The 14604-nt window shown below is 69.1% G+C and carries 12 protein-coding genes; 8 read left to right on the top strand and 4 right to left on the bottom strand.

From position 1 onward, the window contains the following. The first annotated feature begins 96 nt into the window (after window positions 1–96). The 5 genes from CSW64_RS11335 (at window position 97) to CSW64_RS11315 (ending at window position 6772) form a co-directional block, all read left to right on the top strand. Window positions 97–756 (top strand): RNA polymerase sigma factor, encoded by a 660-nt coding sequence (locus CSW64_RS11335; protein ID WP_099622210.1) that lies wholly within the window; start codon window positions 97–99, stop codon window positions 754–756. Window positions 757–825: 69 nt separating this feature from the next. Beyond that, window positions 826–1764, top strand: coding sequence for a FecR family protein (locus CSW64_RS11330; RefSeq protein ID WP_099622209.1), 939 nt, complete (start codon window positions 826–828; stop codon window positions 1762–1764). Between the two features lie 98 nt (window positions 1765–1862). Beyond that, the gene (locus CSW64_RS11325) at window positions 1863–5468 is read left to right on the top strand and encodes a TonB-dependent receptor domain-containing protein (RefSeq protein WP_099622208.1); all 3606 of its coding nucleotides are present in this window, start codon (window positions 1863–1865) and stop codon (window positions 5466–5468) included. 13 nt (window positions 5469–5481) lie between these two features. Beyond that, the gene (locus tag CSW64_RS11320) at window positions 5482–6072 is read left to right on the top strand and encodes a biliverdin-producing heme oxygenase (RefSeq protein ID WP_099622207.1); all 591 of its coding nucleotides are present in this window, start codon (window positions 5482–5484) and stop codon (window positions 6070–6072) included. Next, window positions 6050–6772: an energy transducer TonB family protein gene (locus CSW64_RS11315; protein WP_216361166.1), complete on the top strand. Its 723-nt coding sequence runs from the start codon at window positions 6050–6052 to the stop codon at window positions 6770–6772. Before CSW64_RS11320 ends, CSW64_RS11315 begins: the two co-directional genes overlap by 23 nt. Window positions 6773–6787: 15 nt before the next feature. Here CSW64_RS11315 and CSW64_RS11310 read toward each other — a convergent pair whose 3' ends face one another. After that, window positions 6788–7186, bottom strand: a complete 399-nt coding sequence (locus CSW64_RS11310; RefSeq protein WP_099622206.1) for a GFA family protein — start codon at window positions 7184–7186, stop codon at window positions 6788–6790. A gap of 183 nt (window positions 7187–7369) precedes the next feature. Between CSW64_RS11310 and CSW64_RS11305 the strand changes: the two genes are divergently transcribed. Then, window positions 7370–9343, top strand: a complete 1974-nt coding sequence (locus CSW64_RS11305) for a serine hydrolase domain-containing protein (protein ID WP_172448523.1) — start codon at window positions 7370–7372, stop codon at window positions 9341–9343. Window positions 9344–9347: 4 nt separating this feature from the next. On the opposite strand, the gene CSW64_RS11300 is transcribed toward CSW64_RS11305, so the two are convergent. The 3 genes from CSW64_RS11300 to CSW64_RS11290 are packed head-to-tail and all read right to left on the bottom strand — an operon-like array spanning window position 9348 to window position 12651. Beyond that, window positions 9348–9563, bottom strand: coding sequence for a hypothetical protein (locus tag CSW64_RS11300; RefSeq protein ID WP_099622204.1), 216 nt, complete (start codon window positions 9561–9563; stop codon window positions 9348–9350). Next, a complete protein-coding gene (locus CSW64_RS11295; RefSeq protein ID WP_099622203.1) occupies window positions 9560–10654 on the bottom strand; it encodes a PepSY-associated TM helix domain-containing protein in 1095 nt (364 codons plus the stop codon). Before CSW64_RS11295 ends, CSW64_RS11300 begins: the two co-directional genes overlap by 4 nt. Before the next feature lie 8 nt (window positions 10655–10662). Further along, complete coding sequence (locus tag CSW64_RS11290; RefSeq protein WP_099622202.1) at window positions 10663–12651, bottom strand: TonB-dependent receptor; 1989 nt, start codon at window positions 12649–12651, stop codon at window positions 10663–10665. 133 nt (window positions 12652–12784) lie between these two features. Between CSW64_RS11290 and CSW64_RS11285 the strand changes: the two genes are divergently transcribed. Both CSW64_RS11285 and CSW64_RS11280 read left to right on the top strand, forming a co-directional pair. Further along, window positions 12785–13792, top strand: a complete 1008-nt coding sequence (locus CSW64_RS11285) for a helix-turn-helix transcriptional regulator (RefSeq protein ID WP_099622201.1) — start codon at window positions 12785–12787, stop codon at window positions 13790–13792. Window positions 13793–13875: 83 nt separating this feature from the next. Next, a complete protein-coding gene (locus CSW64_RS11280; protein WP_245863676.1) occupies window positions 13876–14592 on the top strand; it encodes a 2OG-Fe dioxygenase family protein in 717 nt (238 codons plus the stop codon). The last annotated feature ends 12 nt before the right edge of the window (window positions 14593–14604 follow it).

Genomic DNA, 14604 nt, shown 5'->3' with positions numbered 1-14604 from the left:
CATTCCAATCCCCGATGGAAGCGACGGCGTCAGGCTAGCCACACTGTGACGATCTTCATCCGGGCAAGCGCGGCATCGGGATAATGGAACGCATCTTTGGCGCGCCAACCCGCCGCTTCGTCGACGGGGACGACACGAGAGGGCGCCTCTTGTTGCAATGTTAGTTGCGAGTCGATCGCAACTAATCTACAGCCTTGCAGCCCTTTCGATGTCGGATCGCGTCCTCTGCTCCCGCTGCCCCACCCTCCTGAAGATGATGTCGGCGAGACGGATCGCCGACTGAGAGCCGTGGTGGGCGGGCGTGTCGGCAACCGCGCGGACGCCGACGATATCGCCCAGGAGAGCTGGCTGCGCGTCGCCGCGACGATCCGCGCGGGGCAGGACGCTCCGATCGTCAATCTTCGCGCCTATCTGTTTCGGATCGCGCGCAATCTGATCGTCGACCACCGGCGGCGCGAAGCGGCCAGACCGTGGGTGGATGCGGACGATACGGTCCTTGCCGCCGCGCCCGATCCTCGCCCCGATCCCGAGGCGACTCTGGTCACCCGGTCCGAGCTCGCCCGCATGGACAGGATCATGGCGGCCATGCCGGTCAAGCCGCGCGAGGTGTTTCGCCTGTCAAGGATCGAGGGCCTCTCATTCGCCGAGATCGGCCGCCGTCTGGGCGTCTCCCGGCAGACCGTGCACGAGCACATGGGCCGGGCGCTCCTGGCCATCCAGTTGGCGGCGGACGCCGATTTCGGGGCGGAAACCTGACAACGAGAACGGTCTTTCGTCTTCATCTTCGGGGATCGCCGCGCGGCGGATGTCCGAAGAGGTCGGAGCGTGAAGAGCAGGCAGGCGGAGGAAGGCGTTGATCCGGTCGTCGAGGCCGCGGTGGGCTGGTTCGTGCGCCTGCACGACGACCCGGCGGATCCGACCCTGCGCCCGGCGTTCGAGGCGTGGCGTGACGCCGATCCCCGTCACGCCCGGGCCTACGAGCGCCTGCAGCGGCTTTGGGGGGCGTCCGCCCACCTGCCGAGCCTAGCCCAGCCGGCGTTGGAGCCGGATCGGCGACGTGTTCTGCGGGCGGTCGTCGGCGCAGGCGGGGTTGGGGCCGCGGCGTTGCTTGGCGGCCGCCTGGCCCTTGAAGCGCATCCCTTTGCCGACCATCGCACTCAGCCCGGGGAGACCGCCCGACTGGCCCTGGCGGATGGCTCGCTGGTCGAGCTGTCGACGTCCAGCGCCCTGGAGGTCGACCTCGACGACCATAGGCGCCGTCTCAGGTTGCTGGCGGGAGAGGCCTGGTTTTCGGTGACGCCAGGCGATCCTCGTCCGTTCATCGTCGAGGCGGCTGAGGGCAGGGTCGGGGCCCTGGACGGCGCTTTCGCGGTCGCGATCGAGCGGGCAGGGGTCTTCGTTTCCGTCACCGCCGGAGCAGCGAGGGTCGGCCTGCGGGGGGCGGCGGTTCGGCTGGCGCAAGGTGTGAGCGTTGCCTACGACGGCCGACGACTGGGTGACCCGCGCCCGTCCGATCCCGATCAGCTTGCCTGGCGTGAAGGGAAACTGGTGCTCGTCAACCGGCCGCTGGCCGAGGTGGCTAGTCGGCTGGACCGCTGGACCGGCGGTCGGACGCTGATCCTCGATAGCGAACTCGCCGCGCGACGCGTCACCTTGATCACGGATACGGACGACGCCGCCCAGGGCCTGGACAGGCTGGCCCCGGCCGCGCGGATCCGGCTCTGGCGCGGCGCGCCATGGCTGACCGCCGTGACAAAGATATGAAAATAATTATCACTCTTACCTGACGTGTCCCCGTCCGCTTCGTCTTCCTTGTCGAGGGCGAGCGAAGGGTTCGCCGGTTTCCTGAGTGCGAGGGGCGAATGAGGACGAGTTTGGGCGGCGGCAAGGCCTGGGTTATGGCCGCCTTGATGGGCACCACCGCCATCGGCGCCGCGCTGGCCCCCGCCGCGCCGGCCCAGGCGCAGGCTGAAGCCGAGACGACGTTCGACATTCCGGCCCAGCCGCTCGGCTCGGCGCTGGCGGACTTCAGTCGCGCCACCGGCGTGGACATCGTCTACGGGGCGCCCATGCCCGCCGTCAGTTCGCCCGGGGTGTCGGGGCGCTTCAGCGCTTCCCAGGGGCTGTCGCGCCTCCTGGCGGGCAGCGGCCTGACCTACCGGTTCACCGGCCCGGACGCCGTGCGGCTGGAAGCTGCGCCGCGACAGGCGACGAGCGACGGCGTGATCGCTCTCGGCGCCGTGCGCGTCGAAGGCGCCACAGCCGCGACAGGCGGCCTGGGCGCGGGCGAAGGTCTGACGGACGATGACGTCTACAGCCGCGCGGCGCCCGTGGCGCACATCAGCGCCGAGCGCATCGATCGGTTCCGGGGGGCCAGCCCGGCCGACATCTTCCGCGGAACCCCGGGCGTGCTCTCCGGCGAGGCCCGAAACGGCGCGGGGGCGGTCGATCTGAACATCCGCGGGCTTCAAGGCTTTGGCCGGGTGACGGCCAAGATCGACGGAGCCGAGAACGCCGTCACCATCTATCAGGGCTATCAGGGCGTCTCGAACCGCACCTTCATCGACCCCGACTTCATCGCCGGCGTCGATGTGACCAAGGGCGCCGATGCGGCGTCGTTCGGCAACGCCGGTTCGGTCGCGATCCGCACCCTCGACGCCAAGGACATCGTCCGGGAGGGCGAGGCCTGGGGCCTCAGGATCCGCGGCGGCCTGCGCGGCAACAGCTCCGATCCGGTAGCCGGCAATCTGGCCGGCTATGCCTACAGATCAGGCGTGGGCACGGCCACGCCGTCGCCGACGGGCCTGGACAGGCCGGGCGCGCTGGAGCCGACCAGCAGTTCGGCGAGCATCATCGGCGCCTATTCGAGCGAGGCGATCGACCTGCTGGCCGGCTACACCTTCCGCGAGCAGGGCAACTATCACGCGGGCGAGCACGGCTCGACGGCGCGGCCGGTGAACATCGGCGACACCAAGCTCTCCTGGGGCGGCATCCAGAAGAACACCATGATCAACGCCGGGCTGGCGAACTACCGCCCCGGCGAGGAAGTGCTGAACACCCAGCTGGAGACCGAGTCCTGGCTGCTCAAGGCCACCGCGCGGTTCGGCGACGGCCAGACCGTCCAGCTGGGCTACAACGCCTTCCGCAGCGAGGCGGGGGACCGCCTGGCCTCGCGTCAGACCAGCAACCTGGACCAGCCCCAACAGCAGGCTCAGACGGCGGGCGTAAGGCTGGACAGCTACACGGCGCGCTATCTGTGGGCGCCGTCGGACAGCGACCTGATCGAGATCAAGGCCAACGCCTATTGGTCGCATCTGGAGCTGCGCAATCCGATCCGCGGCGGCCGTTTGCTGAAGCCGGAGGACCTCGGCATGGGCAAGGGCTTCCGCGTCGGATCGGACAGCGACCTCTGGGGCGTCGACGTCAGCAATCGTTCGCGCTTCTTCCTCGATCAGGGCGACCTGGAGCTGACCTACGGCCTGTCCTACCGGGGTGAGGACACCCGCGGCAGCGCCTACTCGGCGGAGCTGGAGGGGTGGAACACGCCGCGCGACGGCTTCCGCCACGAGGTCGCCGGCTTCGCCAAGGGGGCCTTCAGCCCGCGCGATTGGCTGACGATCAACGGCGGCCTCCGCTACACCCATTACTGGTCGGAGGATCGCTTTGATCCTTACGAGCCGTACCAGGTCACCGGCGGCCGCGGCACGGTGGGCTTCAAGAAGGACGACGGCGGCTTCAGCCCGTCGGTCGGGTTGGTGCTCAAGCCCGCTGACTGGGCGCAGGTCTATGTGAGCTATTCCAGCACCCTGCGCGCGCCAGGGCTGACCGAAGCCATATCCGCTTTCAACAGCTTCTCGGCGAATGCTCACATCAAGCCGGAGCGTTCGAACAACTGGGAGCTGGGCGCCAGCGCGGTTCGCGACGGCCTGTTCGTCGAGGGCGATCGCCTCCAGGCCAAGCTGGGCTACTTCAACTGGACCGTCGATGACTACATCGCCCGCAACGTGCGGACCAGCAAGCCGAACGAACCCTACTTCCTGTCGCTGAACATGGAGAACATCCATCGCGCGCGGTTCGAGGGCCTGGAGTTCAACGGCCGCTACGAGCTTGGCGGCCTGACGGCCGACCTGGCCGCCAACTACTATCTGAATGTCGAGTACTGCCGCACCGCCGACACCTGCGGCTCCAAGTCGCTCTACGGCGACTACGCCACCAACCATGTTCCCCCGGAGTACAGCGTCGAGCTGTCGCTGTCCCAGCGACTGGCGAAGGATCGCCTGACCCTGGGCGGGCGCGCCCAGCACACGGGCCCGCGGGCGATCGGCCACGGCGACGTGACCGCCCAGGGCGCGAGCCAGTTTGTCTCTCTGGTGAACTGGAAGCCGTTCACGCTGGTGGACCTGTTCGCGGACTATCGGATCACGGACTCGCTGACGGCGAGTCTGCGGGTCGAGAACCTTTTCGACCGCTTCTACATGGACCCCCTCGGCCTGGTGACCCAGCCAGGGCCTGGCCGGACGGTGTCCTTCAGCCTGACCCAGCGCTTCGGCGGCGATCAGACCCTGCCGTGGCTGTCGCCCTTCGAACCGGAAGCGGGACCGAATGACTGGACCGGTCTCTACCTCGGAGCCCACGGCGGGGGCAGCTACATGACCAGCCGCGGGAAGAGCCGGACTCTGGACGGGACCGCCAGCCCGGCCGCCAGAAGAGAGTCGGCTGACTGGGAAGCTTCCGGCCCGATCACCGGGCTTCAGGCCGGCTACAATTGGCAACTCCCGAGCGGCTGGGTCGTGGGCCTGGAGGCTGATTGGAGCCGGACCTCCCTGAGGGATCGCGCCAAGGTGCTGTCGCCCGACCCGGTGCTGGGATCCAAGGGCTACAGGGAATCGGTGACCAGCACCGAGGTCGACTGGACGGCCAGCCTCCGCGCCCGGATCGGCTACGCCGTCACCGACCGCCTGATGGCCTACGGCTCCGCCGGCGTCGCGGTCGCTCGCGAACGCCAGGTGCGGGACCAGTACGTCTCCGACTACGCCGAGTACTGGGGGCCGATGGGGAGCGAAACCTGGATCTTCTTCTCCGAGCGGGTCGAGCGGACGCGGAAGGGGGTTTCGGCGACGTTCGGGGCCGAATATGCGATGAACAGTCGGTGGTCGCTCCGGGCGGAGTACGCCTACAGCGCGTTCGGCAAGCAGAACTTCGACTTCCAGAACGCCCGCGCCGGCACCGGCAAGGACTACAGCCGCACGACGGAGACCCAGATCGGCACCGAGATCAAGCCGCCGATCTTCCCTGCGGATGATCCGATCTGCTCGATCGTTCCCTCACTCTGCCTGCCCTACGAGGGACCGGTGTATCGCTACGAGACGACCCACTACAAAGGATCTTCCAGCATCGTGGAAGGACGCCGGGCGTCGAACGATCTCGACCTGCATGTCTTCCGGGTCGGCCTGAACTACCGCTTCTGACCGAGGATCGACCATGACCGAAGTACTCGACCCTTCGCGCGCGCGCCGCCTCAAGGCGCTGACCCATGCCGTCCACGAGCGGCTTGACGGCTCCATCATGGCCGCGGCGTCCTTCGACACGGTGAAGGGTTACGGCCGGTTCGTCACGGCGCAGGCCCTGTTCCACCACGACATCGCCGCACTTTACGACGATGAGAGCCTGCAGGCGCTTCTCCCCGGTCTCGTCGAGCGTCGCCGCATTCAGCTGATCATGCGCGACCTCGCGGATCTCGACCTGGAAGATCCGATCGGGGCGACGACGCCGACGTTCCGTCCGGACCGGCCGATCGATACGCCGACGGCCCTGGGCTGGCTCTATGTCGCGGAGGGCTCGAACCTGGGCGCCGCCGTGTTGCGGAAACAGGCCGCGAAGCTGGGGCTGGCCGACACCCACGGCGCTCGGCATTTGGCGCCGGCCGAGGACGGTCCGGCGGCCTACTGGCGGCGCTTCACCGAAGCTCTCGACGCTGTCGATCTCGACGCCGCCGCGGAGGCGCGCGTCGTCGCGGGGGCGGAGGCGGCCTTCGCCCGGATGCAGAGCCATGTCGACCACCACCTCGGCTGAGCCCCCGGCTGGACGCCGAAGGCGGCGGGCCTGGGGCGCGGGCGTCGCGTTCTCGGTCGTCCTGCACGCGGTCCCGGTCGTCCTGGCGGGCGGCTACTGGTTCAGCCGCGCCGCGATCGAACCGGCGCCGGAGCCGATGTTCGAGGTTGAGATGATGCGCCTTCAGGCGCCGCCGCGGCCGCCCTCCGACCGGCCGCCCGGCCCGAAGCAGGTCGAGGCCGCGCCGCAGCCCTCGCCGCCCAAGCCGCTGTTCGAACCGCGCCTGAAGCCGCTGGCCGCGCCGGATGTCGAGAGCCTGGCGGTGGTCGCGACGCCGCCCCGGGTCGAGACAACCTCGACGGCGCCGCCGGCCCCCGAGACGACGGCGCCGCCCAGTCGCCCCGCGCCGCCGGCGGCCGCGACAGCCTCGTCCGCCCGGACCTGGGAGGGGATGGTGCTGGCCCATCTCGAACGGCGGAAGCGGTACCCCACCGAAGCCCGCGCCCAGCGCCGGCAGGGCGTGGTCTACGTCCGCTTCAGCATGGACCGCCAGGGCCGGGTCCTGTCGGCCTCGCTCGAGCGCAGCTCCGGCTCCGCGGCGCTGGACCGCGAAGCCGTGGCGCTGCTTGGCCGGGCGCAGCCCCTCCCCAAGCCCCCGCCCGAGGTGGTCGGCGATCCTCTCAGCCTTTCCGTGCCGGTCGAGTTCTTCATGCGCGGCTAGGCGAGGGCGCGAGCCTTACCAGTTGTTTCGGCCGTCGACCTTCTCGACCTCGACCTTCGACCAGTCGAGGTCCTCGACCAGCCGCAGGTTGACGCCGAGGATCGTCTCGGTCGGCATCGACCCGGCCTCGAAACCCGGCTTGGGCGTGCCGTCGACGTTGTAGACCGAGGCCCAGTCCGGCGACTCGCCCCAGGTCTGCATGCCGCATTTGCTGCAGAAGTGGTGCTTGTTCATGCCGCTGGGGGCGTAGGTCGCCTCAGCCTCTGCCTGCACCGCCACCTCGCCGGGCTTGAAGTAGGCCCAGATCGCGCCGGTCCGGTCACAGTAGGTGCAGTTGCAGCTCTTCGCCGCGGTGGGCTGAAAGGAAAGGGCGATCTGGGTGGCGCCGCAATGGCAAGAGGCTTTCAGGGACATCGTCGTGGCTCCGTGACCAGTTTCCGGCAGGATAAGCCGGTCTGCTGTCAGGATGTGTCAGGAATGTGCTCGCCGAACGCGCATCCCTGGCCTTGGAGACCTTCGCTTTCTGGGTGATCGTGCCGCCCGGGTCGGAGCGCGGCGGAGACGCGGATGCGGTTTGCCTTGTGGGGACGAGCGGCCTTGTCCGCGCTGCTGGCGAGCCTGATCGCCTGCGCCTGTTCCGGGGAGGGGGCCGTCGCGCAGGAACCGGCCCCGGCGCCGGCGGGATCTGCTCATGACCAACCCGGCGTCACCGACGCCGGACATGCGTTCCTGAAGCCTGCCGGCTGGACGCTGATCCGCCGCGACGCGGTGGTCATCCTGGAAGCCCCCGAAGCCGGCTCGCGGGTCGCCCTCGTGGACGCCCGCGCGAAGGACGCCGACGCCGCTGTCGCCGAGGCCTGGGGCCTGTACCAGAGCGAGGTGGCGCTTGATCCGATCACCTCGGTTCCAGTCGCCAATCAGGGCGGCTGGCGGGATGGTCGCCGCTTTCTCTACCGTACGACGGCCGCCTCGGCGCGGCGGCTTTCGGCCCAGGCGATGCGGAGCGGGGACCGGTGGGTGGTCCGGATCGAGGATCTGACCAACGCCGTCAGCGGAAAACGCTCCGCCGATCTACAGACGATCCGCGAGGGGTTCCTTCCAGTCGGCCATGTCCGTGAGAGCTTCGCGGGACGCAAAGCGCATAGGCTGGACGCCGCCCGGATCGAGAAGCTCAAGCGCTTCGTCGAGACGTCCATGAAGGCGCTCGAGGTTCCCGGCGTCTCCATCGGCATCGTGCAGGACGGCCAGGTGCTGTTCGCCGGCGGGTTCGGCGTGCGCGAGCAGGGCAAGCCGGCTCCGGTCGACGCGGACACGCTCTACCTGATCGCCTCCAACACCAAGCCGCTGACGACGCTGATGCTGGCCAAGCTCGTCGACGAGGAGAAGCTGGCCTGGGACACGCCGGTGGTCGACGCCCTGCCGGCGTTCGCCCTGGCGGACGCGGACACGACGCGGAAGATCCAGGTCCGGCATCTGCTCTGCGCCTGCACCGGCTTGCCCTACCGGAACCTGGACTGGGAGTTCGCGGCGGCGGACTCGCCTGCGACCATCACCTTCGACATCCTCGCCAGGATGCGGCCGACCAGCGCCTTCGGCGCGACCTATCAGTATTCCAACCCGATCGCGGCGGCCGGCGGCTATGTCGGCGGCCATGCGGCCCGCCCTGACCTGGAACTGGGCCGGGCCTACGACCTCACCATGCAGGACCGAGTGTTTGGGCCGCTGGGCATGAGGCGGTCGACGTTTGATTTCGATCGCGCGATGCGGGGCAACTACGCTCGGCTCCATGGCGTGACGCCCTTGGGAGACCTCGCCGTCGTCGAGCCGGCGCGGGATCGGCAGATGCATGCGGTGAGGCCGACGGGCGGCGCCTGGAGCAACGTCGACGATCTGTTGGCCTATGTTCGAATGGAGTTGGCCGGCGGCCTGCTGCCCGACGGCCGGCGGTACATCTCCGAGAAGGCGCTGAAGGCCCGATGGGCGTCCCAGATCAGCACCGGGCGGAACTCCTGGTATGGGATGGGGCTCGATACCGACATCTCGACCGGGACGCCGATCCTGTCGCATGGCGGCCGGATGTACGGCTTCCGGGGCGACGTGATTTGGCTGCCCGAACATGGCGTCGGGGTGGTGATCCTGATGAACGCCAGCACGGGCAATGTCCTCATGGAGGCGTTCCCGCGGAAGCTTCTGGAGGTGCTCTTCGACGGCCAGCCCGAGGCCGACAGCATGGTTGAGGCCGCCGCGACCGCCGATCGCCAGCAGCGCGCGACGTCGCGCCAAGCGGTGCGATATCCCATTGGCGAGACCCGGGCCGCCGCGCTCGCGCCCCGCTATCGCAACGCGTTTCTCGGAGACCTGAGAGTCGAGACCACGGGGCCGCAGACGGTCTTCGACTTCGGCGCCTGGAAGGCGCCGGTCGCCGCGCGCGAACAGGCGGATGGGACGGTCGAGTACGTCGTGATGACCGCGAGCTCGCCTTTCCCGTTCGTGGCCGGCGTGTCCGAGGGGCGGCGGACGTTGACCATCCGCGACGCCCAGAACACGTACGTCTTCGCCGAGGCGGACTGACCGCTCAGTCGCCCGGCCGGCCGTCGACATCGGCCCCCGACGGTCGTGTGAACAACGCCCGGGCGGCGCGAAGCGAAACAAGCCCGGTGAAGATCGCCAACGGCGCCAGCAACGCATAGGCCAGCAGGTCCCAGGCCCCGGCGCCGTACAGGGCGATCCAGAGCCCGGCCAGGGTCGCGGCGGCGACGAGCCCCGGGACCAGGAGCAGGGGCGTCTTCATGCCGGCTCCTCCGAAAGGGCGGCGCCGGTCGCCTTGCGCCCGCCGGAGAAGGTCAGCCGCAGGCCGCTCGCCAAGACGGCTATGGTGACGAGATCGAGCAGAGCCCAGAGGACCTTGAGCGGCGCGCCGCCGTAGTCGCCGAAATGCAGCGGCTGCGACAGCGCCAGGATCGAGACGTACCAGGGAGCCTCCGGCGCCGCCAGCACTCGGCCGGTGGCGCTCTCGACGAGCACCGGCTTGAAAATGTGCTCCTCCAGCCCCTGCGGCCCGCGCAGATAGACCGCGTGGAAGCTCTCCCCCGCCATGATGGAGCCCGGATAGGCGACGAAGTAGGGCTCGAACGCCGGATAGCGCGCCCGGGCGACGTCGACGATCTGATCGATCGAGGCGACGGGCCCGGCCGGCGATCCGCCGACGGCCGAGTAGCGCGACAGCTCGCTCATCTGCCAGAAGCGGATGACGTATTCGCCCCAGGTGTTGATCAGGCCGGTGGCGCCGACGACCAGCGTCCAGGCCAGGATCACCACGCCCAGCATGTTGTGCGCGTCCAGCCAGATCGTCCGTCGGCTGCGGTCCTTTCGCACCATGGCGAACCCCGCCTTGCGGGCGAAGGGGCCGTAGATGACCACGCCGGAGACCAGGGCGACGATGAGCAGCAGCGCCGGCAGGCCCAACAGGAGGGCGCCGATAGGTCCCAGCAGCAGGCTGGCGTGCAGGTCGACCAGCCACTGGGTTGGGCTGGCCTTGCCGGCGCCGGCCACGGGCTTGGCTGTCGCCGCGTCGATCAGGAGGTTCTCGTTGTCATGGAACGTCTTGGCGTCGGCCGGCGCGATGGACAGGGTGATCACCCCGGGCTTGTCCGGCTCCCAGACCAGGAACTGGATGCTGCCTGTGGGACGCTCGGCCCGGGCCGCCGCCTCGATCGCGGCCAGCGGGGCGGACTTCGCTGCGGCGCTGCCGCTCGCGCCGTAGCCCAGGGCGTGGTCGATCTCGCCTCGGAAGATCAGCGGCAGGCCGGTCACGCACAGCACCAGCAGGAACGCCGTGCAGACCAGGCTCGACCATTTATGCGTCCAGACCCAGAAGCGCATGGTCCGGCTCAGTAGGCGGCGCGGACGCGAACGCCGATCTGGCGACCCGATCCGACCTGATAGACATTGACGCCGGGCCCGAACGCCACGCCGTAGGGCGCGTAGATCTCGTCGCCCAGGTTCTCGCCGTAGAGATCCACCGCGATCTCCGGCTTGGGCCGCCACGACAGCCGCGCGTCATAGAGCACGAAGGCGCCCTGACCGAGGGCGTTGCTTTCCTCGAACCAGTAGCGCCCCGAGTAGGTCGCGCCGACCTGCGCCTCCAAGGCCCCGAACGCGCCCGGCAGCGCGAAACGCCGGGTCAGCGCGGCTCGCCCCGTCCAGCGCGGCGCGTAGGGCAGGGTGTTGCCGGTCAGGTCGGCCGTCGGGTTGGTGGGGTTGCTGTAAGCCGTGAAGCGCGCCTGGTTGTAGGCGGCGCGGGTCTCGATGCGCCAGTCGGCGTCGACCTGCCAGTCCAGCCGGACCTCGGCGCCCTTGGATTCCACCTCGCCGACGTTGCTCAGGTACTGGCTGGGCGCGAAGCCGACATAGTACTGGTAGTCCTCGCTGCGGGTGACATAGACCGCCGCGGACATCTGCAGGCGATCGTCCAGGCGGCGGGCGCGCAAGCCGGCCTCGAGATTCCAGAGCTTTTCGGGCCTGTAGGAGAAGCCGACCGTGGTCGGCGTCACGAACCGGCTGAAACCGCCGGCCTTGTAGCCGCTGCTGACCTGAGCGTAGAGGCGGGTGTCGTCGCGCCACTGGTAGCCGATGGCCAGCTTCGGCGAGACGCTGCTGAAGTCCTTTTCGCGGCTCAGGAATACGCCGCTCTGGCCGGCTGTGGCCTTCACGCTGTGCTTGTCGAGCCGGAGGCCCGCGGTGATGTCCAGCTTCTCGCCGAACCGCCGGGTCGCCTCGCCGAAGGCCGCGTAGGTCTCAAGCGTCTGTGCCGCGCTCTGACCGTAGGCCGGGCGGGCGAAGGTGAAGTCGGTATGCTCGTAGGCCAGGCCGGCGACATAGGACAGCCGGGCGTCCGCCGATGCATCCGAACTCAGGCGCAGCTCCTGGGTGAAAGTCTCCTGGGTCTCGGGACTGAGGATGCTCATGACCATCCGCTGGTAGTCGCGGTCCTGGTAGGCGGTCACCGAGGTCAGCCGCGCGTCGCCGATCTCGCCATCGATCCTCAGGCTGACGAGATCATGGGTCAACCGGTAGCGGTTCTCGGCCGGGAACACGATGCGGGACTCGAGATTGGGCGCCAGGACGTACTGTTCCTCCTGAGAGCGGACGTCCATGCGCGACACGGTCAGCAGGGCGCTGAAGGGCCTGTCCTCGGGGGCGATGCGCAGGCGGGCGCGGCCGTTGATGCTCGTGCTGTCGCCCAGGCGGGATCCATCGGCCGGGCTGCGGTACTCGCCATCCTCCTCGCGGTAGCCGCCGGACAGCTCCAGGAAGACGCCCTTGCCGAGCGTCAGGTCGCCCAGGGCGGAGGCGCCGCGCGTCCGTTCGGCGACCTCGCCCTGGGCGATGAACGTCCGACCGTCGGGCGCGCTGGAGACCAGGTTGACGACCCCGCCCATCGCGCCGCGGCCGTAAAGGGTGCTCTGAGGGCCGTAGAGAACCTCGACCTGCTGAAGGTTGAGGGGCAGGGCCTGACCGAAGGTCGCCTGATCCTGGGGGACGCCGTCGAGATAGATCTGGACCGTCGGATTGTAGAAGTCGACCGACGACTGGCCGCGTAGCGTGAGGCTGAGATAGGTCTTGCTGGCCCGTTGCCGAGCGGTCAGGTCGCCGACCACCGAGCCCAGCTGGTCGAGGGTGACCGCGCGCGCCAGGGCGATATCATCGCCGCGCACGATCAGCGCCTGGCCGTCCAGGGTGTCCAGGGTCTGGGCGCGCTTGCTGGCGGTGACGAAGATCGGCTCGATCTCGAGACTCTTCTCGGTCTGGGCCTGGGCCTGCGTGCCCAGGCTGGTCAGGACGCTGGCGCCCAGGAGCCACAGCTTGACTGACTTCATCTCAATTTCCCCTGACTGTATCGACGGGTGGCGCTTAGGTCGGGGGAGGGCCGGACGCTAACGCGATCAGGGTCGTGGGGCCCGCGATCGGGGCGAAATTGACATTGCGATCCACTCGCAACTACTGTCGTTCATGCCCCTAGAGACTCGTCGCCGCTTCCAGCTCCAAGAGCGCTCGCTGGCCCAGCATGCCGGCGCCGATCTGTCGGCCTGCGTCGGCATGCCGGCGGACCAGTACTTCAACGATCGGGTTCCGATCGCCGGCCTCAGCCGACGGTTCGCCGTCCGGGATGGGCTGGATGTTCTGGCGCATGACGTGCAGGTCCTGGAGAACACCGTCCGAGAGGTGCAGTCCGATCCCTGTCTGGGGCTGACCCTGCTGTTCGACGGGGAGGGCGAGGGGGCCATTCTGGCCGACCAGGACGGGCCGGACATCGCCGTCCCGTACCGCCCGATGACCTGGTACGCGAGCTTCTCGACCCGGACGCTGTCGGGACGTTCGACAGCGCCCGCGGGGTCCCGATACCGTCTGATCGAACTGCGCCTGTCGCATGACCTGCTGGCGCGCCTGGGACGGCTGGACGCGCTGCTGGCCCTCGACGCGACGCATCCGCGCCACCGTATGTCGCGCCCCGGAATCTGGGTGGCGTCCGCTGTGGCGACCCCGGTTCTGGCCCAGGCGGGCGAACAGCTTCATGCGGCGGCTCGCGCGGACCCCGTCGACGACCTTGCCGTCGACGCGCGGGCGGTTCACTTCCTGGCGCTCTCCATGGATCTGATCGCCCCGTCGGATGGCGGCGTCGTCGACGCCGTGGACGCCCGCCGGCGGCGACGGGTGGAGCAGGCCGCCGATCTGATGCGGGACGATCTGGCCCGGCCCTGGACGATCTCAGCCCTGGCCCGGCAGGTGGGGCTGGGCGAGAAACTCCTGAAACAGGGGTTCCGGGCCGTCTATGGCGTCGGCGTGATCGGGTACCTGCAGGATCAGCGGCTGTGGAAGGCGCGAACGCTGATGGCTCGGAGCCAAGTCAGCGTCACCGAGGCGGCGCTGCAGGTCGGCTACGCCAACCCCAGTCATTTCGCGCGTCTCTACCGCCGCGCGTTCGGCGTTTCGCCACGCCAGACGGAGCGGGAGGCCTAGGGCGGCCTGGCGTTCGTGCGCGCGCACGCCCTTGATCCCTGACGCCAAGGACATAGCTACGATCCATTGGAGGGAGCGCGCCGTTGTTCGAGAACGTCAGCCAGCAGATCATCGACGCCGGGTTCGCCAGGGTGCGGGCTCCGGACATGCGCCGCATGGTCGGCGAAGCGGCGCTGGTCGGCTGGCCGGCGTACGCCGAGAGCTGGAACGACCTGTCGATCGACGAATACATGGCCGACGGCGGCCGCTATCGACGGCGGCGCTACGCCAGCCTGGAGGCGCAGCCCGGCAAGATCGCGCGCCAGGCGCATCGACCGCATTTTCAAAGCCTCGACTACAACGCGCTGAACGGCGGCGTCGAGCGGTGGTTCGAGCCGATCACCGAGGCGGTCGGCGAGATGCCGTTCACCCGCCGGATCCTCGATCTCTCACTTGGTGTCTTCGGCGCAGCGGCTGCACCGGATCCAGGCTATCCCTGGCGCGTCGAGATGCACCAGTTCCGCATCGAGGCGCGAGCCGGCGAGCAGGGCCGCCCGACGCCGGAGGGCGCACACCGCGACGGAGTCGACTGGGTGCTGGTCATGCTGGTCGCGCGCGAGAACATCGCGGCGGGAGTCACCGATATCTTCGACCCGGCCGGAGCCTCGCTGGGCAGCTTCACCCTGATGGAGCCCCTGGACGCCGTCTTCATCGACGACGCCCGGGTGTTCCATGGCGTGACCGCGGTCGAGGCCGTCGACCCGGATCGACCGGCCTATCGCGATGTGCTGGTGACCACCTTCCGACGCAGCGACCGGTGAGGACCGGGAAGG

The organism is Caulobacter mirabilis, from assembly GCF_002749615.1.
Classification (GTDB): Bacteria; Pseudomonadota; Alphaproteobacteria; order Caulobacterales; family Caulobacteraceae; genus Caulobacter; species Caulobacter mirabilis.
The sequence above is the reverse complement of the archived record's forward strand: the minus strand, read 5'-3'. Positions and strand labels throughout refer to the sequence as shown.